Origin of the sequence: Candidatus Pelagibacter communis (assembly GCF_001179925.1) — a bacterium.
GTDB lineage: Bacteria > Pseudomonadota > Alphaproteobacteria > Pelagibacterales > Pelagibacteraceae > Pelagibacter > Pelagibacter ubique_E.
Genome location: NZ_CVSF01000054.1, coordinates 1 through 2,500 on the forward strand (window position 1 = coordinate 1; position 2,500 = coordinate 2,500).

Sequence of the window (2,500 nt, forward strand, 5' to 3'; positions counted from 1 at the left end):
TTTTCTTTTATCAAGTTCTTTTTGAATATCTTGCTCTCTAATCTTTATATTTGGTGGACATCCATCTACTATGCACCCGATAGCTGATCCATGAGACTCTCCCCAAGTTGTGAATCGAAATAGCTTTCCAAAAGTATTAAATGACATTATTTATATTATATAGTTTATTTTGTTAAAATTATGAATCAAAAAAACTTACTTGGTATTAATAGCTGCTTTTTAGATCTAGATGATCCTATTCAGCTATTTAAAATATGGATGGATGAGGCAATAAAATCAGAACCTAATGATCCTAACGCTGTAGCTTTAGCTACAGCTGATGACGACAATTTTCCGTCTGTTAGAATGGTTTTATTAAAAGATTTTAGTAAAGAAGGTTTTGTGTTTTACACAAATTTAAATAGTAAAAAGGGAAATGAATTAAAAAAGAATCCAAAAGCCTCAATGTGCTTTCACTGGAAAAGTCTTTTGAGGCAAATAAGAATTAGTGGAACAATATCATTAGTCGCAGATAATGTTGCAGATGTATATTATAATTCTAGAAGTTATGAAAGTAGAATAGGAGCTTGGGCTTCTCAACAAAGTGAGAAATTAAATAGCAGAGATGAACTAATAAACTCAATAGCAAAATTCAAAAAAAAATATAATGATGAAAAGAAAGTTCCAAGACCACCTTATTGGTCTGGATGGAATTTATCACCTACAAGTATTGAATTTTGGTTAGACGGCAATGATAGAATACATGAGAGACTAAATTATAAAAAAGATAACAAGGGTGAATGGACTAAATCTTTGTTAAGTCCTTAAAAATTTCTAGTTAAACTGAACGAAGTAAGATTTTTAAGAATTTCTTTTTGTTTTGAGTCTTTAAATACTGTTAAAGAATTGGAAGCGAGATTTATATAATGTTGAGCCTTCTGATAACATTGATCAATGATTTTATATTTTTTTATTAAAGAGATAACTTTATCAAATTCATCTTTTAATCTTATTTTTTTGGCAAATATTTCTATCAAAATTTCTTTTTCTAAAGAATCTAATTCTTGAAAAAGTAAAATGATTGGTAGTGTAATTTTTCCTTCAAAAAAATCTTGACCAATTTTTTTTCCAAACAATTTAAGTTCTGAATTGTAATCAAGAGTATCGTCGGCAATTTGAAAAGTAAGACCAAGATTTCTCCCATAAAATTCAAGTGCATCTTTTTCTTTACTATCAACATTAGAAATTATAGCTCCAACTTTTGTTGCAGCTGCAAATAGTTCAGCAGTCTTGGCAGAAATAATCTTTAAATATGTTTCTTCTAACATATCAACCTCACCTTTATGTTGAAGTTGCATAACTTCTCCTTGAGCAATTTTTGATGAAGTTGATGAAAGTAATTTTAAAACTTCGATGTTTCCATCGTCAACCATCATTTCGAAACATCTACTCAATAAATAATCTCCAATTAAAACAGAAGATTGGTTATTCCAAATTTTATTTAAAGTCTTTTTTCCCCTTCTTACTACTCCCTCGTCAATTACATCATCGTGCATTAATGTTGCACTATGAATTAGCTCAACACAAGCAGCTAAATTTACATCTCGAGAACCTTTTGAGTAACCACATAATTTAGCAGTGCCTAATGTTAATAGTGCCCTTAATCTTTTTCCACCAGTTTCAATATGGTAGTTGGTCATTTCTTGAACGAGTCTAATTTCGCTAGTTAATTTTGATTTTATCTTTTCTTCAGTTAAGATAAGTTTATCATCAACAGAATCTTTGAGTTGAAAATAAGAATCATTTATTTGGTTTTTTAGCTGTACTACAGTTCCCATTATTTAATAAGTTAATATAATTAAGTTTTATATATTACTTATCAATTGACGCACCCATTTCATCAATTATAAATGGTCTATATAATCAATTATTTATTCTATAAGGATTAACCATGTTCTCTTTTTTTAAAAAGAAAAAGATAGTTGCTCATTTAAAGCTTAGTGGAGTTATAGGAAATGCCGGGAAATTTAGACAAGGAATTGATTTTTCAGGCCAAGAAGAAGTTATTAAAAAGGCTTTTTCTTTAAAAAAAGCTGTTTGTGTTGCAATCTCTATAAATTCACCAGGAGGATCACCAGTACAGTCACATTTAATTTATAATTTTATAAGACAACAAGCAAAAAAAAATAAAAAAAAAGTTATAGTCTTTGCTGAAGATGTTGCGGCGTCGGGAGGATATCTCATTTCTTGTGCGGGAGATGAAATTTATGCAAATTCAAGTTCGATAATAGGATCTATCGGAGTAATTTATTCCTCTTTTGGATTTACTGAATTTATTAAAAAAATCGGTGTAGAGAGGAGAGTTCATACTGCTGGTAAAAATAAAAATACACTAGACCCTTTTCTTGAAGAAAAGAACGAGGACATAGAAAGATTAAAAAAAATACAATTAGATTTGCATAAAAATTATAGTGGAGAGTATAAATTTAATTTTTTTCATATTAATTCTTTGTAAAATAAA

Annotated in this window: 3 protein-coding genes and 1 pseudogene; 2 read left to right on the plus strand and 2 right to left on the minus strand. The window is 28.8% G+C overall.

Annotated elements, in window-relative coordinates; genetic code table 11:
- Positions 1-147, minus strand: a 147-nt coding sequence (locus AMN70_RS03305) for a chorismate synthase (protein ID WP_143323413.1), incomplete at its 3' end; no start/stop codon positions are given.
- Between the two features lie 33 nt (positions 148-180).
- Between AMN70_RS03305 and pdxH the strand changes: the two genes are divergently transcribed.
- Positions 181-807, plus strand: coding sequence for a pyridoxamine 5'-phosphate oxidase (gene pdxH, locus AMN70_RS03310; RefSeq protein WP_075501757.1), 627 nt, complete (start codon positions 181-183; stop codon positions 805-807).
- On the opposite strand, the gene AMN70_RS03315 is transcribed toward pdxH, so the two are convergent.
- Positions 804-1,817 carry a polyprenyl synthetase family protein gene (locus AMN70_RS03315; protein WP_075501759.1) on the minus strand — a complete coding sequence of 338 codons (1,014 nt, stop codon included), beginning with the start codon at positions 1,815-1,817 and terminating at the stop codon, positions 804-806. The two genes, pdxH and AMN70_RS03315, sit on opposite strands and share 4 nt — an antisense overlap.
- 113 nt (positions 1,818-1,930) lie before the next feature.
- Here AMN70_RS03315 and AMN70_RS03320 point away from each other — a divergent pair.
- Positions 1,931-2,449, plus strand: a pseudogene (locus AMN70_RS03320) (S49 family peptidase); the annotation flags it as partial.
- Positions 2,450-2,500 lie beyond the last annotated feature (51 nt).